The 15013-nt window shown below is 38.6% G+C and carries 14 protein-coding genes and 1 pseudogene; 8 read left to right on the top strand and 7 right to left on the bottom strand.

The window, feature by feature from the left end; translation table 11 throughout:
• Positions 1 to 44: 44 nt before the first annotated feature.
• The 7 genes and pseudogenes from PGX00_RS01295 to rfaD all read right to left on the bottom strand — a co-directional run bounded on the left by PGX00_RS01295 (position 45) and on the right by rfaD (position 7147).
• On the bottom strand, positions 45 to 482 hold the full coding sequence (locus PGX00_RS01295) for an O-antigen ligase family protein (RefSeq protein ID WP_272132205.1): 438 nt from the start codon (positions 480 to 482) through the stop codon (positions 45 to 47).
• Between the two features lie 412 nt (positions 483 to 894).
• Entirely contained in the window at positions 895 to 1716 is an 822-nt protein-coding gene (locus PGX00_RS01290) for a glycosyltransferase (RefSeq protein WP_272132203.1), read from the bottom strand.
• Positions 1709 to 2754 (bottom strand): annotated as a pseudogene (gene waaF / locus PGX00_RS01285) (lipopolysaccharide heptosyltransferase II). The gene PGX00_RS01290 and the pseudogene waaF overlap by 8 nt, the downstream one beginning before the upstream one ends.
• 96 nt (positions 2755 to 2850) lie before the next feature.
• Positions 2851 to 3762 carry a glycosyltransferase family 9 protein gene (locus PGX00_RS01280; RefSeq protein ID WP_272132201.1) on the bottom strand — a complete coding sequence of 304 codons (912 nt, stop codon included), beginning with the start codon at positions 3760 to 3762 and terminating at the stop codon, positions 2851 to 2853.
• Positions 3763 to 3991: 229 nt separating this feature from the next.
• Complete coding sequence (locus PGX00_RS01275; protein WP_272132199.1) at positions 3992 to 5038, bottom strand: polysaccharide pyruvyl transferase family protein; 1047 nt, start codon at positions 5036 to 5038, stop codon at positions 3992 to 3994.
• A gap of 63 nt (positions 5039 to 5101) precedes the next feature.
• Complete coding sequence (locus tag PGX00_RS01270) at positions 5102 to 6196, bottom strand: glycosyltransferase family 4 protein (RefSeq protein ID WP_272132198.1); 1095 nt, start codon at positions 6194 to 6196, stop codon at positions 5102 to 5104.
• 9 nt (positions 6197 to 6205) lie between these two features.
• A complete protein-coding gene (rfaD, locus tag PGX00_RS01265) occupies positions 6206 to 7147 on the bottom strand; it encodes an ADP-glyceromanno-heptose 6-epimerase (RefSeq protein WP_272132196.1) in 942 nt (313 codons plus the stop codon).
• Between the two features lie 310 nt (positions 7148 to 7457).
• On the opposite strand from rfaD, the gene cysD reads away from it, so the two are divergent.
• Genes cysD through rfbD form a run of 8 tightly spaced genes read left to right on the top strand, consistent with a single transcriptional unit; the run spans position 7458 to position 15011 of the window.
• Positions 7458 to 8372, top strand: a complete 915-nt coding sequence (cysD, locus tag PGX00_RS01260) for a sulfate adenylyltransferase subunit CysD (RefSeq protein WP_272132194.1) — start codon at positions 7458 to 7460, stop codon at positions 8370 to 8372.
• 19 nt (positions 8373 to 8391) lie between these two features.
• Positions 8392 to 9486, top strand: coding sequence for an SLC13 family permease (locus tag PGX00_RS01255; protein ID WP_272132192.1), 1095 nt, complete (start codon positions 8392 to 8394; stop codon positions 9484 to 9486).
• An 11-nt stretch (positions 9487 to 9497) separates the two neighbouring features.
• A complete protein-coding gene (locus tag PGX00_RS01250) occupies positions 9498 to 10106 on the top strand; it encodes an SLC13 family permease (protein ID WP_272132190.1) in 609 nt (202 codons plus the stop codon).
• 27 nt (positions 10107 to 10133) lie between these two features.
• Positions 10134 to 10754: an adenylyl-sulfate kinase gene (gene cysC / locus PGX00_RS01245; protein ID WP_272132188.1), complete on the top strand. Its 621-nt coding sequence runs from the start codon at positions 10134 to 10136 to the stop codon at positions 10752 to 10754.
• Between the two features lie 17 nt (positions 10755 to 10771).
• Positions 10772 to 12181 (top strand): sulfate adenylyltransferase subunit CysN, encoded by a 1410-nt coding sequence (gene cysN / locus PGX00_RS01240; protein ID WP_272132186.1) that lies wholly within the window; start codon positions 10772 to 10774, stop codon positions 12179 to 12181.
• Between the two features lie 9 nt (positions 12182 to 12190).
• On the top strand, positions 12191 to 13261 hold the full coding sequence (gene rfbB, locus PGX00_RS01235) for a dTDP-glucose 4,6-dehydratase (RefSeq protein WP_272132185.1): 1071 nt from the start codon (positions 12191 to 12193) through the stop codon (positions 13259 to 13261).
• Positions 13261 to 14124, top strand: coding sequence for a glucose-1-phosphate thymidylyltransferase RfbA (gene rfbA / locus PGX00_RS01230; protein ID WP_272132183.1), 864 nt, complete (start codon positions 13261 to 13263; stop codon positions 14122 to 14124). Before rfbB ends, rfbA begins: the two co-directional genes overlap by 1 nt.
• A gap of 14 nt (positions 14125 to 14138) precedes the next feature.
• The gene (gene rfbD / locus PGX00_RS01225; protein ID WP_272132181.1) at positions 14139 to 15011 is read left to right on the top strand and encodes a dTDP-4-dehydrorhamnose reductase; all 873 of its coding nucleotides are present in this window, start codon (positions 14139 to 14141) and stop codon (positions 15009 to 15011) included.
• The last annotated feature ends 2 nt before the right edge of the window (positions 15012 to 15013 follow it).

The raw sequence follows: 15013 nt of genomic DNA, 5'->3' as shown, positions 1-15013 counted from the left end.
CTCGTTTATACCGACTCCAAAAATGAATGCTCGGGGATCTTCGACTAGATTTTTTTAGCAAAAATAGCTGCTTCTTCCCACATTTTTAGGCGTGCGATATTAGAGTGTTCATCTTGTACATTAAAAATAGAAACCACTCTATCTTCATAAGGTTTTATTTTATCTGGAAATGTGAAATGTAAAAACGTTGCAGCAAAGGAAATTATGACAATGGTTCGTACTAAATATTTTTGGTTATAAAACATAAAATAGAAAGCAGTAGTCAATGTAATAACTAGTATTGGAGCTCGACTGCCTGAAAGTACAATGTAAACTATTAAAGTGAATAATAATGGCCTGACGAGGTAGGCGGGTTCTCTCGAGTCCTTTTTGAATGCTTGAGGCAAAAGTAATATGAAGGTATAGGATAATATTTCACCCCATCGGCCTACATCCCAAAAGCTATCTAGCCGAGATATAGATTTTCCTTGTAGAAAATTCATAAGCGAATAGCTTAATGCGACCAGAAGGCCAAGGACCATACTATAAGCAAAAAAACGCCTAAAGCTCTTGAATTTAAAAAAATAGAATGAGACAGGGATAGCGAATAGAGGGGTCGCTTTTCTAAAAAAATCGATTGTACTAGTCACCCCTTCATTAGATAAAAAGCTAGTGATAGATCCAGTGATAATTAGAGTGACTAAAAGTTTAGCCACTCCAGACAGTTCTATATCGGAGTAAAGGTAGCTAAAATTCTTAAAGTATAAATAGGTCAATACTATCAAAATAGGAAAAAGGTACAGCCCGCCTTTAAAGGTGAAAATAGAGATACCTAATAGGCAAAATAAGACTAGTTGTATAGATGTGTGTATCTTAGGGTCTTTTTTTCGAGCCATTATTGAAAGAGATGGACGACTAGTTTTCATTGTATGCCTGTTCTAAACCATTTAAAGCAATATATTGTTGCGTTTTTTTAGTAACTTCAAAAATATCTAATACTGCTTGAGTTCTAGGCAGTTCTTTGTGCATTAAATGTAGAATGTTTGCTTGGTAAAAAACATTTTTTACCTTGATACCAACCCCACGCATTCTAAATTCGATGTCGGTATCTTCTCCAATGCTTGCAGCCTCATAAGTATTGTCGAACCCGTTCACTAACACCAGATCCGATTTAAAAGCAGAGAAATTGCACCCTACAATACCTTTATCTTTTCGATTTAAGAAGGCTAATAATATCTTGTTTTTTATCCTAAACCCCTTTTCAATATTTTTACCTTTAGAGGTAAGGTAAAGTGCTAGGACTTTAAGATTGTTTCTTGCAAAAAAGGATTCTGGGTTAGCTTGAGTATAAAGTTCTTCACCTAATTCTTCAGGAAGATCGACCCTACGCCCATTCAAAAGATAACCTTTTTCGCTGTTGGAAAGATGATCTTCAACGAAGTTTGTCTGTGGGATGCAGTCACCATCGATAAAAATAAGGTATTCGCTACTTGATATTGAGATCGCTTTGTTCAATATGCGATTTTTTCTAAAGCCATTATCTTTCTGTGAAACGAGTTTTATTGCAAAGGGGCTCGTCACTATTTTATCTTTGACGTATTTTACAGCATCATCATTTGAACCATCATCTGCGATAATGACTTCAAAATTATCTTTTTGACTTTCTAAAGCCGTTAATATCAGGCCTAACGCCTTAGTATTATTATAAAATGAGATAATTATTGAAGCATCAAACATTTTTTATTCCAACCTGAGTTTTTTTCATAAGTTGTTTAATTACAATATCAGGTGAAAGTTCTTTAAGACACTTCAAATGACCTAATGGACATTCTCGTTTAAAGCAAGGTCGGCAATCGATATCAGTATGCAGAACCTCGACATTTTTGGATAGCGGAGGTGTGTACATTGGAGATGTAGAACCATAGAGTGCAATAATATTGCATCCTACCGCCGCCGATACGTGCATAAGTCCAGAGTCATTGCTAATGACTGTATGACAACAAGCGAGCATATCCAACACTTCGATTAATTTTGTTTTACCTGCTATATCAAAGCAATACGGTTTACAATCATCTGATAGCGAAGCAAGAATTTTTGACGTGGTTTCCTGATCTTTTACCGAGCCAAATAACCAAACCTGTTGGCCAGATTTTATTGCAAACTCGGCTACTTGTGCGTAGTACTCTTCTGGCCATCTTTTCGCTGGTCCAAACTCAGCACCAGGGCATAAACCAACAATAGGGCGATCACATTGAAGATTTAGTGATTCTCTTATTAATTTTTGGTTTTTTTGTCCACCGTTAAAGATGGCTTTGCTATGCTGTCGATAGAAACACGGTTTAACATTTCTTCTAGTGGGTAAGCTAAAGCCACATACCTTTCGACCATGTATTGGAAGTCTTTTTTATTTGGTCTTAAATCGTTTAAGAGTCCATACCTAAACTCACCTTTCCAACCCGTCCGATTTTTAACACTTGCAAATAAAGGAATGAGTGCAGATTTTGCAGAATTAGGTAATACATAAGCTTGGTCATAATCGTTGTTTTTTAGTTGACGTGCTATTTTCAGCCGTCCTAACAAATCAAAACTACCATGCCCAATTGGCATTTCGATCGCATTATTGACTTCAGGCATACGTTCTAAAATTGGTTTGCACCAAGCAGGGGCTAACACATCAATACAAGAGCTAGGATGCAGAGTTTTAAGTTCTTTATATAAACTTTGAGACATTACCATGTCTCCGACCCAAGAAGGCCCAATAATTAGAATTTTCATATGTCTGTATACAACTGTAGGTTAAGCCGATTCTATCATCAATAGAATCTAGCTTGAATGAATACGCTGTTTTAAATCCGTTAATATGTGAGTCATTTATACCAGTTGTTCTATTTTTTCTTTCATAGTAGACCAATTTATATCGTTTACTGACGGTGGTGAGCATTTATTAGTGAAAATAGTAATAGCTTTGTCTGAATTTGGCCCCCATTGGGCAAAGTTTTTAGGGTCGGGGTTGTAGATCCCTAATTGGGGCTTATTGAGCCCCGATGCAATATGTACGATAGCCGTGTCTACTGAAATTACGTAGCTAGCTTGTTCGATCAATGCGATCACATCAAAAATGGTTTCACTAATATTAAAATGAGTAACATTTTCAGGTAAGGTCTGACACATTTTCTCAGCGTCTGCCTCCGTGTCGGGAGCTGACAAAAGAATGATAGGTAGTTCTGGTGTACTTTCGTTTATCAACGTAACTAATTTATGCACACTGTCATGATTGAGTTTTCGTGAGTGTCCACTGCCAAAGGGATTAAGGACTAAAAAATCGTTTTGTATTGAATTCGAATTTAGAAACTGGGTAGCCTTATCTTTCGATTCACCCAATACAGGAATGATGTATTGAGTAGATGATGCCGGTATACCAACTGATTCAAGAGCAGCGCTAAACTTATCTGAAAAATGTAGATTTTTTGTTTTTTCCCCTAGCTTAATATCCACTAGTTTTAATGTATCATCTAAGCCTGCAATATGATTGGCGTTAACCTTATTGAGAAAATACATATCTTTCATTTTCATGTTATCGTTTAAGCTAATAATTAGGTCTACTTCTCCTAACTCTTCTGCTAATTTTTTGAGTTGCCAATATTTAGGGCGCTTAGGTACTTGATAAATAGTATCGGCACCAAAATGTGTTTTAAATAACTCAGACATAGCAGGCGTTGTTACAACACTTATTTTACATTGAGGGTCAAATAACTTCAGAGTGTTGATAGATGAAGATGACACAAAAGAGTCACCAAGCTTTGCATCCCACCTTAAGAAAGCCACATGTTTAAGTTTTATGGATTTAGAGTGGCCCTTTTTTTGTCAAATAAAACGATACCAACTTTTCTACGAACAATGTCTCGAAAACGTTGTAGTAACGAAATAGGAGTATACAGCTTGTTCACTTTCAAAAAATCCTTACTAGCCAGTTTGAAAAACGAAAAAGGCTGGAAATATCCAGCCTATATTATTAAAGGTTTTGTGAGAAAAGCTGTAAATATTTCTGCTTTGTCTCTTTTTTATGCTCCAAAAGTTCTGAGCTAAGCTCTTCGATATTATTGATGAGATCTTTTGTAGTTGCGATAAGCTTTTCTTCACCCTCGCCTACATTATGAATTTTTGCTTTGAAGCCTTTTACAGTAACAGCTCTAGGATCGTGAGCAATCATGATTCCAGGGATGCCCATGGAGGCACACATGCCGACACCGTGAACCCTATATCCAATGATAAGATCATATTGAGAATAAATATCTAAATAATCCTTTGAATCAAATGAATACCGTAATTTCTGTTCTGGAAAATCTTTTTTGAATTCGCTTAGTTCATCGATATAGTGCGCCACAAACTCAATTTCATAATCAGAACCAAATTCAGTGATAATACGATTGTAAATTTGCATCAAATATTCATAAGTCTCTTTAGAAACATTATTATTTTTTGCTGAATTATTCGTTCCATAAATTAATCCGATGCGCTTAACTTTTTTTACTAGCGACTCTGTAGGGCTAGAAAATAAAGCAGGACATGGTAGGAATTTAGCTGAAACATCACTCAATCCGTCAGTGGTGTTTTGATCTCGGCAGGTAACAACTTTAGCTTTTTTGAATACAGCCATTTCATCTTTTGAGAATGCAGATTCATTGAACTCGAACTTCCCGTTGGTACCTAAACCAAGAAAAAGAGTAGGTAGGTTATATTCTAGAATAGATGAATAGAGTTTTTGCGTTCTCATTCCTCTCCATTCAGGTGAACCTGCAAAAATAACCATGTCAGCATAGTCCATAGGAAGTCTATCTTTTACTGAGTTATCATTGAATTTTTCAATAAAATCCTTACCCAAGGCATTGTCCACCGACTTAATTAAGTCGTATTTTCTGTGTCTTCGTATTTGAGGGTTTCGATTATATATTACTGGGTTAAACTCACCCAAGTGTTCTTTGAGCAAGTTCATACATCCCATAAGTATAAACTCATCTCCTGGGTTCCATTGTCGAGTTGTAGAAAAAATGACATTCATATAGCGTCCAAATTAATCAATAAAGTTTGAGTGTGTTTTATAATTAGCTAGCCAGTTGTTTAACTAGCTGAGAAATATGGCGTTCCATTGAAAATTCTTTTTTGCTCTTTCTCTGGAACGTTGACTGTTGCTTGATTTGAGTTCTGGTTTTAATAAGTACGTTTTGATTGCTTCAGAAATCGCTATAGGCGACTTCGGATCACATAATAGCGCGCTATCTTCCAATATCTCCGGTAGCGCCCCGGTATCCGCTGCGACGATTGCCTTTTCTGCTGCCATCGCTTCTATGGCGGTTAAACCAAACGCTTCATTAAAGTAGGGCAGACAAACAATATCCATAACCGAAAACATGGCAGGCGTGTCTTTTTGAAAACCTGCAAGATGTATTCGATCTTGATATTCGCTTTCTGAGGCTAATTTTTTCATCTCAATTGTATATTGCGGGTCTGCACCTTCTGATTCACTTAGGCCGCCAACAATAAGCAGGTGCACATCTTCAAATTTGTTAGCAATCAGTTGAAAAGCCTGAATGAGTTCACGTTGCCCTTTCCCATTGCAAATTCGACCTATCGTTCCAACAACGGTGGCAGATTCTGGAATATGAAGCGTTTTTTTTGTCTCGGCAATTAAACCGGGGTCTTTAATAGGTTGGTCAGGTATATCGGTTCCTAACCAAAGCCTTTCTATTTTGTTTTCAGGGACGGGAAGCGCCTTTAGGTTTCTTTTAAGGGTTTCATCGCTGATGGAAAGTACCTGATCAACATGGGAATATACCCATTTGTGATAAAAATCTTTTTTCGGGCGAGTAACGCCCATATGCTCGGTAAAAAGAGTTCGTCGGCTAGTCAGGATATTCAAAAGTGCAGAAATAAGGATGTCACCAGACTTATGGCAATGAATAACCTCTATGTTTCTTTCTTTTAACCATCGATTTATTTTGAGAATCTCTGAAAAGATTAACTTGCCTTTACTTTCAACTTGATAGGTTTCTAACCCTACGTCTGCCATACCTTTTGCAACACGAGTACCAGATACGCACAAGCCATATACCTGATAACCACGCTCAAGGCACTCTTTTCCTACTCGGATAGGGTACATTTCTAAGCCTCCCCATCCTTTGGAGAGGCAGATATGCAGTATTGCTTTAGGGGTATTCAAATGAAGAACCTATGAATTTTTAATGGCCATGTATTCAGCAACGCCTTCGGCCACGGTTTTAAATTGGTGATCACAACCAGCGGCACGCATTTTAGTTAGGTCTGCTTGAGTAAACTCTTGGTATGCGCCTTTTAAATGGTCTGGGAAAGGAATGGTTTCTATTTCCCCTTTGCCATGGTGTTTAATAACAGCTTTAGCGACCTGTTCAAACGATTCTGCATTGCCAGTACCTAAATTAAAGATACCGGAGGCATTATTTTGCATGAACCAAAGGTTTACTGCCGCCACGTCGCCTACATAAACAAAATCACGTCTAAATCCTTCACTACCAGAAAATAGCTTAGGGTTTTCACCGGCATTCATTTGATTATTTAAATGGAAGGCAACAGAAGCCATGCTTCCTTTATGGTCTTCGCGAGGCCCATATACATTGAAGTAACGAAACCCAGTAACTTGAGAGAGTGATTCATCGTGTTTTTCTGCAACTTGCCATAGTCGGCGAACATAATTGTCAAATTGCTGTTTGGAATACCCGTAAACATTTAACGCACCTTCATATTGTGGTTCTTCAACAAAGGTTTCAGTTTCACCATAGGTTGCAGCAGATGAAGCGTACAAGAATGGAATCTCTCTTTCTAAGCAGTAGTGAAGTAGCTCTTTTGAATACTCATAATTGTTGAGCATCATGTATTTGCCATCCCACTCTGTTGTTGCAGAACAAGCACCTTCATGGAAAACGGCTTCAACTGGGCCAAAGTCTTCTCCGGCCATTATTTGTATTAAGAAATCATCACGATCCATGTAGTCAGCAATATCAAGGTCAACTAAGTTTTTAAACTTCTTACCATTTTTAAGGTTGTCTACAACGAGTATGTCGTTGTGACCTGCGTCATTAAGTGCTTTAACAATATTGCTGCCAATCATGCCAGCGCCACCAGTAACTATGATCATAATTCTTCTGTCCACGTGTTCTTCAATTAGGATGATTATAGCAGGGATAAAGTGTTATCTGATAGATCCAATTGATACTGATTGATCGCTAAACTAAGTTAATGAAAGCGGATAATTTATTTGGTAAATCTATTATCTATTCAGTCAAAGTAGAAGGTAATGGTTAACTACTGTACAATATCTCCATCTTTATTGATAAAAACCACCGGTTTACTAGACTAAAATTCGCTTATGGTTATTGCTCGTTAGGGAGCTATCTAAAGGTGGTCGTTTACAACGTCCCATGAAGTAACAGCATCAGGAAGCTATAATGAAAATATCTCCGTCAGGTATGACACACTTAAAACAACTAGAAGCCGAATCAATTCACATAATGCGAGAAGTCGCGGCTGAGTTTGATAATCCGGTGATGCTATATTCCGTGGGTAAAGACTCTTCGGTTATGCTGCATTTAGCTAAAAAGGCTTTTGCTCCGGGTATCCCTCCGTTCCCATTAATGCATGTCGATACAACATGGAAATTCAAAGAAATGATTGAATTTCGTGACTATATGGCAAAAAAAATAGGTATGAAGTTAATTGTTCATCAAAACCCTGAAGGCGTAGCGATGAATATTAGCCCTTTTGTACATGGTAGTTCAAAACATACTGATATCATGAAAACCCAAGGTTTAAAGCAAGCGCTAGACAAATATGGGTTTGATGCCGCTTTTGGTGGTGCTCGCCGAGACGAAGAAAAATCACGAGCGAAAGAGCGGGTGTATTCTTTTAGGGATGAACATCACCGCTGGGACCCTAAAAATCAAAGACCTGAATTATGGAACATATATAACGGAAAGGTAAATAAAGGCGAAAGTATTCGCGTCTTCCCTTTATCAAATTGGACTGAATTAGATATCTGGCAATACATATACCTAGAAGAAATTGAGATCCCTTCTTTGTACCTATCGAAACCTCGCCCCGTTGTTGAGCGTGATGGCATGCTTATTATGGTGGATGATGAGCGTATGGAAATTAAAAAGGGCGAAGTAGTTGAAGATAAAATGGTTCGATTCCGTACTTTAGGTTGTTATCCGTTAACTGGAGCGGTCGAATCAAACGCAACAACGCTACCAGAAATCATTCAAGAAATGTTGTTAACGACAACGTCAGAACGTCAAGGTCGAGCAATTGACCATGACAGCTCTGGTTCTATGGAAAAGAAGAAAAGAGAAGGGTATTTCTAATTTGAATTTGGCGTAGTATATGCTTGTTATTTCAATTGTTATTATTACTCTTTTGGCTGCGCTTATATTTTCTAAGGTGCGGCCTTCTTTGCTTTTTACTTGCTCTGTTACCGTATTATATTTGACTGGGCATGTCTCACAGCAAGAAGTATTAGCAAATATTGTTAATACATCAGTGTTAACGCTTATTGGATTAATGTTGGCTTCGTTAGCATTGGAAAAAACACAGTTGTTAACCTGGATATCGAGCAATATTTTTCATCCGAGTTACAACCAAACTATTTTTCGCCTAGGCTTCGGAACCGCAATAGCGTCTGCACTGCTAAACAATACAGCCGTAGTCGCAACCATGATAAATGGTATACAAAAAAATCAAGAGCACGCAGCTTCCCGTTTACTTATACCTCTCTCTTATTTTGCTATTGTTGGTGGAACGTTAACTCTAATAGGAACATCAACTAATTTAATTATTAATGCGTTGGTTGTAGAGCAGGGGCTCCCTACTCTTACCTTTTTCAGCTTTTTACCAGTAGGGTTGTTACTATTTTTGATTGTTGGAGGGGTGATCGTGTTTTCATCTCGTCATTTGGCTCGTGTTGTTTTAGTAGAAGATGCACATGATTCCTATTTTATTGATGCAGAGGTATTAGCAAATAGCAAGCTTATCGGAAAAAGTGTTATTCAGAACCGATTACGAGCATTAGATGGCTTGTTTCTGGCCGAGATTGTTAGAGGTAAGGAGTTGCTTTCTCCTGTTAGTCCAACAATGGTGTTGCAAGAAGGTGATAAACTGATTTTTACAGGCGATGTTGGTCAAGTAAAACAGCTTAACGGCCTAGATGGTGTAGAGGTTTTTGCTAACAGCAGTAAACTTCTTTCTAGCAACTTAGTTGAAGTCATTGTTAGCCCTGAATCTATTTTAATAGGGCGCACTCTGAAAGAGACAGAGTTTCGGTCTAGGTTTGATGCGGCAGTAGTGGCTATTAAGCGTCAGGGCCATAGGTTATCAGGTAAATTAGGTGAGCAACCTATTTATGCTGGTGATAAGCTGGTATTAGCAACAGGTCAAGACTTTAGTAAACGACAGAATTTAAGTCGAAATTTTTCTTTTTGAAAGGGAAATTATTGCAAGAACCGCTAGATATTAAGTCGAACTATTTAGCGGTTTTTGGTTTTTTGGCTGCTATTTTAATTTCGATACTTACTCCTATATCTTTGCTAGAAGCGATAGTTGCCTATCTTATCGTGATGGTTGCGAGTAATGTTCTTGATGGTGCAACGATAAGACGGCGCTTTCCTTTCGAAATGTGGCTTATTTTGGGTTGTGCTCTATCTATTGCCCAAGCATTTAGTCAATCTGGTTTAGCAGATTTTCTGTCAGACGGTATATTTTTATTAGTTGGTTCTCAGAATCCGTATTTTGCATTAATTACTCTTTTTATCATTACAGTAATACTAACTGAGACGATTACCAATGCGGCGGCGGCGGCAATCATGCTTCCTATCGGACTCTCGTTGTCAACTATCTATAATGTAAGCAGTCTGCCATTTATTATGGGAGTGGCTTACGCGGCAAGTGCGTGCTTTATTAGCCCGTTTGGCTATCACACTAACCTTATGGTGATGAGCGCGGGAGGATATAAGGTGATGGATTTCATAAAGACTGGTTGGAAGGTTTCACTGGCATATACAATAGCCGCGTTAATCGTTATACCAATAGTTTTTCCATTTTGAATACGAATGAAGAACTAAAGAGAATATATGAAACAGAAAAAAACGAAAGACACCATAACTGAAAATATCGTATGGCATAATACGGTAGTTACCCATGAAGCACGAGCGAAACTGAAGAATCAAAAACCTGTCCTTTTGTGGTTTACTGGTCTAAGTGGTTCCGGGAAATCCACAATCGCTAATGCAGTAGAAAGTAAACTGTTAAGCCTTAGAAAATTTAGCTATCTACTTGACGGTGACAATGTAAGGCATGGTCTAAACAAAGATCTTGGTTTTAGTGATGACGATAGAGTAGAAAATATTCGCCGCATCGGTGAAGTGGCAAAACTGTTTGTTGATTCTGGACAGATTGTTCTGACTGCCTTTATTTCACCTTTTGCCTCGGACAGAGAACAAGTAAAAAATTTGTTTGAAGAAGGGCAATTTTTAGAGGTTTATATTGATACACCAATAGAGGTCTGTGAACAAAGAGATCCTAAAGGTTTATATAAAAAAGCAAGAGCCGGTGAAATTAAAAATTTCACCGGTGTAGGCTCTGAATATCAGCCACCTTTAGACCCTGATATTCATATAAAAACCTTGGGAATAACGATCGAAGAATGTGCCGCAATGATAATAGCGGTTCTTGTTGATAGAAAATACATTTAATTAAGGATGATTAAACGATGTCTCATAGTTCCGATTTAATCGCACAAGATATTGAAGCTTACTTAAAGGTTCATGAAAACAAAGATTTATTAAGATTTCTTACTTGCGGAAATGTCGACGACGGTAAATCAACATTAATCGGTCGTTTGCTGTTTGATAGTAAGTTAATTTATGAAGATCAAATGGCTGCGATAGAGAAGGATTCTCAAAAATTCAATACCACAGATGAAGCGTTTGATTTAGCGCTGTTAGTCGATGGTTTGCAGTCGGAGAGAGAGCAAGGTATTACTATTGATGTGGCATATCGATATTTTTCGACAGAGAAACGTAAATTTATTATTGCCGACACCCCAGGGCATGAGCAGTATACGCGTAACATGGTGACTGGCGCATCAACTTGTGATTTAGCTATCGTAATAGTAGATGCCCGTAGAGGTATTCAGACGCAAACAAGAAGACACAGTTTTATTTGTAGCTTATTGGGCATTAAGCACATTATTGTGGCCATTAATAAAATGGACTTAATGGAGTACGATCAAGGCGTATATCAAAACATTAAAGCCGATTATCGTGAAATGGCAAAATCTTTCAATATAGAGGATATCCGTTTCGTACCGATCTCGGCGCTAAAGGGCGATAACGTAGTTACACCAAGCGAGAAGATGGATTGGTACCCAGGAGCAACTCTTATGAAGCTCCTTGAAACGGTGAAGGTTAATAAAGATCAAAATTTAGTACATATGCGCTTCCCCGTGCAATATGTAAACCGACCTCATCTAGATTTTAGAGGCTTTTGTGGGATGCTTTCTTCGGGCTACATTAGTGTTGGCGATAATATAACAGCACTGCCTTCTGGAAAGTCTTCTAAAGTCAAAGTTATCTATACTTATGATGGTGAACTACAAAGGGCTCAACCAGGGCAATCAATTACTCTTACTTTAGAAGATGAAATTGATATTTCTCGTGGTGATATGATAGTGCACACTGGCAACGAGCCAATAATGAGTAATAAAATAAATGCTCATTTAGTTTGGTTAGACGATAACCCTTTGCTTGCTCAAAAAGGTTATATCTTCAAATTTTCCACTAAGTCTTGTAGTGGCAAAGTTTCTGTAATAAATCATAAAATAGATGTTAATTCGTTAGAAACGCACGCTGAAAATAGTGTGTCATTAAATCTAAATGAAATTGGTCAAGCATCCATTGATTTAGTAGAAAAAGTTGCGGTTGATAACTACGATGACCTACCTCAAACCGGTGCGTTTATCATTATTGATAGGGTATCTAACGCAACCGTTGGTGCAGGTATGGTTAATTCAGCAGACGATGCTAACGTGGAACATACAAGAGAATATTCCCAAGTAGATATAGAACTTAATGCATTTATTCGTAAAAACTACCCTGAATGGGATTGTTTAAAAATATAACAGGTAGATATGAAGATTTTAATAACAGGTGGCGCGGGATTTATTGGTTCTGCTGTAGTTAGGCATATTATCAATAATACGCAAGATGAAGTAGTTAACTTAGATAAATTAACGTATGCAGGGAACGTAGAGTCACTACTAGAAGTAGATGCTAATAGCAGATATACATTTGAACAAGTCGATATTTGTGATGCAAAAGAGTTGGAAAGAGTGTTTTCTACCCATCAGCCAGATGCTGTCATGCACTTGGCTGCGGAATCTCATGTTGATCGCTCTATTGACGGCCCTGCCGCCTTTATTGAAACCAATATTGTTGGCACCTATACGTTATTAGAAGCGACGCGTTCTTACTGGAATGGTTTGAGTGCTGAGCAACAAACAGCATTTCGCTTCCATCATATCTCTACCGATGAGGTTTATGGTGATTTAGAAGGGACAGATGATCTATTTACGGAAGAAACATCTTATGAGCCTTCAAGCCCGTATTCGGCATCTAAAGCTTCAAGTGATCACCTAGTTAGAGCATGGTTGCGTACCTATGGCTTGCCAACAATTGTCACTAATTGCTCAAATAATTACGGCCCATACCACTTCCCTGAAAAATTAATCCCACTGATCATTCTGAATGCGATAGATGGTAAGGCACTGCCAGTGTACGGTGATGGCATGCAGATAAGGGATTGGCTCTTTGTTGAAGACCATGCGCGCGCGCTCTATAAAGTAGTAACGGAAGGCATTGTTGGGGAAACCTATAACATTGGCGGCCATAATGAAAAAGCCAATATCGATGTTGTGAAAACAATTTGTTCATTGCTAGAAGAACTGGTACCGAATAAACCAGAAGGTGTTGAGAGCTATCAAGACTTAATCACTTATGTAACCGATCGCCCTGGACACGATGTACGATACGCCATTGATGCATCAAAAATTGAGCGTGAACTTGGTTGGAAGCCAGAAGAGACCTTTGAATCTGGCATTCGCAAGACGGTAGAGTGGTATTTAAACAATAAAACCTGGTGGAGCCGTGTACTAGATGGTTCTTATAGCTTAGAGCGTTTAGGTTCTGGAGAGAATAAATAATGAAAGGAATTATTTTAGCGGGGGGCTCGGGTACACGCCTTTATCCGATAACACGTGGTGTCTCTAAACAACTGCTACCCGTTTATGATAAGCCGATGATTTATTATCCCCTTTCGACCTTAATGCTTGCAGGAATAAAAGATATTTTAATTATCACCACACCTGAAGATAACGACAGCTTTAAGCGTTTATTGGGTGATGGTAGTGATTTTGGTATTAATTTAGAATACGCCATTCAACCAAGCCCAGATGGCTTGGCTCAAGCGTTTATCATTGGTGAAAAGTTTATTGGCAACGATAATGTTTGCTTAGTTCTAGGTGACAATATTTTCTACGGGCATAGGTTTAGCCAAACGCTGATCAATGCAGCGAATCGAGAAAGCGGTGCGACCGTGTTTGGTTATCAGGTGAAAGACCCTGAACGTTTTGGTGTGGTGGAATTTGATAACGATATGAAAGCGATATCGATTGAAGAAAAACCAACTAAACCTAAATCCAACTACGCCGTTACTGGGCTTTATTTCTATGACAACCGTGTGGTGGACTTTGCTAAAAACGTTATTCCATCAGAACGGGGTGAGCTTGAGATTACGACTATCAATGAGATGTATCTTCATGACGGGTCTTTAAATGTAGAGCTCCTTGGGCGTGGATTTGCCTGGTTAGATACCGGTACGCATGAAAGCCTGCATGAAGCGTCATCATTTGTACAAACCATTGAGCATGTTCAAAGCCTAAAAGTAGCGTGCTTAGAAGAGATAGCATGGCGTAATGGCTGGTTGAGTGACTTGCAGATAGAAAACCTGGCTAAGCCAATGCTCAAGAATGATTATGGACAATATTTAATGTCACTCATTAAGTAATACAGGAAAGTACCATGAAGGTTTTAATTACTGGATGTAACGGTCAGGTGGGCAAATGCCTGACGAAAAACTTAGCAGAAAATGCAGAAATATTGGCTGTCGATTACCAGGATCTAGATATTACAGATCAAGCGGCAGTATTTAATGTTTTCCTCGATTTTCAACCCGATTATATCGTCAATGCGGCTGCGCACACCGCTGTTGACCGAGCTGAAGAAGAGGTTGATTTATCTTTTAAAGTAAATAGAGACGGGCCTAAATTTTTAGCCGAAGCTGCTCAGGCTTGCGGCGCGGTGATTTTGCATATTTCAACGGATTATGTCTTTGGTGGTGAAGGGAGTGGCCTCTATACCGAGAGTGATAAAACCGATCCGCAATGTGTTTATGGTGAAAGCAAATTAGCAGGTGAAGCTGCGGTAGTTGAGAACTGTGAAAACCACCTAATATTGCGCACTGCGTGGGTTTTTGGTGAGCACGGGAATAACTTTGTTAAGACGATGCTTAAGTTGGCAGAAACACGCGATGCGCTAAGTATTGTTGGTGACCAATTTGGTGGGCCTACGTACGCGAAAGATATTTCAGATGCATTGGTAAAAATGATAGAGAGTATTGAAGCGGGTAAGCAGCCTGAATGGGGTGTCTACCATTTCTCGGGGTTGCCTCATGTTAGCTGGTTTGAGTTCGCTGAATACATCTTTAATACGGCTCATAAGGAGGGTATTTTAGACACGATCCCTCAATTGACTTCTATTCCAACATCTTCTTACCCTACCCCGGCTAAACGACCTGAAAACTCACGTTTAGATTGCCAAAAAATAGAAAATCAATTTCAAATTAAACCAAGTGATTGGCAAGCTGCACTAACCAATATTCAAGCTTATAAGTGACC

Origin of the sequence: Vibrio algarum (assembly GCF_028204155.1) — a bacterium.
In the GTDB taxonomy this organism is placed as follows: Bacteria; Pseudomonadota; Gammaproteobacteria; order Enterobacterales; family Vibrionaceae; genus Vibrio; species Vibrio algarum.
The sequence above is the reverse complement of the archived record's forward strand: the minus strand, read 5'-3'. Positions and strand labels throughout refer to the sequence as shown.